The organism is Inquilinus sp. (assembly GCF_057815775.1).
Genome location: NZ_JBYRFX010000523.1, coordinates 1 through 2,448, shown reverse-complemented (window position 1 = coordinate 2,448; position 2,448 = coordinate 1). Strand labels below are relative to the sequence as shown.

At 67.9% G+C, this 2,448-nt stretch carries 3 protein-coding genes; all 3 read left to right on the top strand.

The features are described from left to right. The first annotated feature begins 96 nt into the window (after window positions 1-96). Complete coding sequence (locus AC3XYG_RS18255; protein ID WP_489141278.1) at window positions 97-1,014, top strand: ABC transporter permease; 918 nt, start codon at window positions 97-99, stop codon at window positions 1,012-1,014. Next, the gene (locus AC3XYG_RS18250) at window positions 1,011-1,910 is read left to right on the top strand and encodes an ABC transporter permease (RefSeq protein WP_489141277.1); all 900 of its coding nucleotides are present in this window, start codon (window positions 1,011-1,013) and stop codon (window positions 1,908-1,910) included. Before AC3XYG_RS18255 ends, AC3XYG_RS18250 begins: the two co-directional genes overlap by 4 nt. Next, the coding region (locus AC3XYG_RS18245) for an ABC transporter ATP-binding protein (protein ID WP_489141276.1) at window positions 1,900-2,448 on the top strand (549 nt) is incomplete at its 3' end. The genes AC3XYG_RS18250 and AC3XYG_RS18245, both read left to right, overlap by 11 nt.

The following is a 2,448-nucleotide window of genomic DNA, read 5'->3' as shown; positions in this document are numbered from 1 at the left end:
TCAACGTTTTGAGTCCCCCCTCCCCTCGCGGGAGGGGGTTAGGGGGAGGGGGTTCTCTCCGCCAGAACAAGCATCGCAGGGGAGCAGCCAGGGCCGATGGTCTTTTCCGTCATCCGCCGCATGCTGGGCAGCGTGCCGACGCTGTTCGCGCTGGCGACCATCACCTTCTTCGTCATCCGCTTCGCCCCCGGCGGACCGTTCGACGACGACAAGAAGCTGCCGCCGGCGCTGATCGCCCGGATGGAGGCGCAGTACCATCTGAACGAACCGCTGTGGCGGCAGTACCTGCGCTTCCTGGGCGATATCGCGCATCTCGATTTCGGCCAGTCGATGTACTACCGCGAATACACGGTGACGCAGCTGATCGGCCACGGCCTGCCGATCTCGCTGCAGATCGGGCTGTGGGCCACCGTGCTGTATACCATCACCGGCGTGACCCTGGGCGTCGTCGCGGCGCTGCGCCGCAACGGCCTGCTGGACAACGTGGTCAGCGCCGTGGCCATGGGCGGCATCGTGGTGCCGACCTTCGTCATGGCGCCGATCCTGCAGATCGTGTTCGCGCTGATGCTGAGCCTGCTGCCGGTGGCCGGCTGGGACGGCGGCTGGCAGTCGATGGTGCTGCCGGTGGTGGCGATGGCCCTGCCGAACATCGCCTATGTCGCGCGCCTGACCCGCGGCGCGATGATCGAGACGCTGCGCAGCAACTACATCCGCACCGCCCGGGCCAAGGGCGTCGGCGAATGGCGGGTGCTGACCCACCACGCCATCCGCGGCGCCATGATCCCTGTCATCGCCTATCTCGGCCCCGCCACCGCGGCGCTGATCACCGGGTCGATGGTGATCGAGACCATCTTCGCCATCCCCGGCATCGGCCGCTATTTCGTCGAGAGCGCGATCAGCCGCGACTACACCATGGTGATGGGGGTCACCCTGGTCTATGGCGGCTGCATCATCCTGTTCAACATGGTGACCGACGTGGCGCAGACCCTGCTGGACCCGAGGTCGCGGGCATGACCGACGCCACCGTCCCGGAAATCGCCGCGCCCGAGGAACAGGGCGCCGAGGGCGTCAGCCCGCTGCGCGAGGCGCTGCGCCGCTTCCGCGCCAACCGCACGGCGCTGGCCAGCCTGGTGATGCTGGTGCTGATCGTGATCTTCTGCTTCGGCGGCCCGCTGCTGTACAGCTACGCCCCGGACGACGCCAATTTCGACGCGATGAACGCGCCGATGGACCTGCTGTCGGCCTTCCCCTTCGGCACCGACGACCTCGGCCGCGACCTGCTGCTGCGGATGATGGCCGGCGGCCAGGTGTCGCTGATCATCGGCCTGGTCGCCACGCTGATCGCGGTCGCCATCGGCGTCACCTGGGGCTCCACCGCCGGCTTCCTGGGCGGCTTCGTCGACCAGGTGATGATGCGCATCGTCGATGTGCTGTACGGCATCCCCTACATCTTCCAGGTCATCCTGATCAGCATGGCGCTGGGGCGCGGCAGCGGCGCCGTCATCATTGCCGTGGTGCTATCGCTGTGGCTGACCCCGTCGCGCATCGTCCGGGCCCAGGCCATCGCCCTGCGCAACCGTGAGTTCATCGAGGCGGCGCGGGCCGGCGGCATGACCAAGCGGCAGATCGTGCTGAAGCACATCATGCCGAACTGCATCGGCGTGGTAATCGTCTATTCCAGCCTGCTGATCCCGGACGTGATCCTGAGCGAATCCCTGCTCAGCTTCCTCGGCCTCGGCGTCCAGGCGCCGGAGACCAGCTGGGGCGTGCTGATCAGCGAGGGCCAGGCCAAGATCGAGACCGACCCGCACATGCTGATCCTGCCCGGGCTGGCCCTGGCGCTGACCCTGTTCTGCATGAACTTCGTCGCCGACGGGCTGCGTGATGCCTTCGATCCCAATGAACGCTGATCCCCTCCTGTCCGTCGAAGACCTGTGCATCCGCTTCCGCATGCGCCGGGGCACCGCCACCGCGGTCGACGGCGTCGACTTCACCGTCCGGCGCGGCGAGGTGCTGGGCATCGTCGGCGAGAGCGGGTCGGGCAAGAGCCAGATCCTGCTGTCGATCATGGGGCTCTTGGCCGGCAACGGCACCGCCACCGGCCGGATCCGGTTCGAGGGCCAGGATCTGCTGGCGCTGGACCGGCGCGGGCTGGACCGGCTGCGCGGGTCGGCCATGACCATGATCTTCCAGGACCCGATGACCTCGCTGAACCCCTATCACCGCATCGGGGCGCAGCTGACCGAGGTGCTGATCCGCCACCAGGGCATGCGCAAGCGCGAAGCCTGGGACAAGGCCACCCGGATGCTGGACCGGGTGAAGATCCCCGACGCGGCCAAGCGGATGAAGCTGTACCCGCATGAGCTGTCGGGCGGCATGCGCCAGCGCGTGATGATCGCCATGGCGCTGCTGTGCAACCCGCGCATCCTGCTGGCCGACGAGCCGACC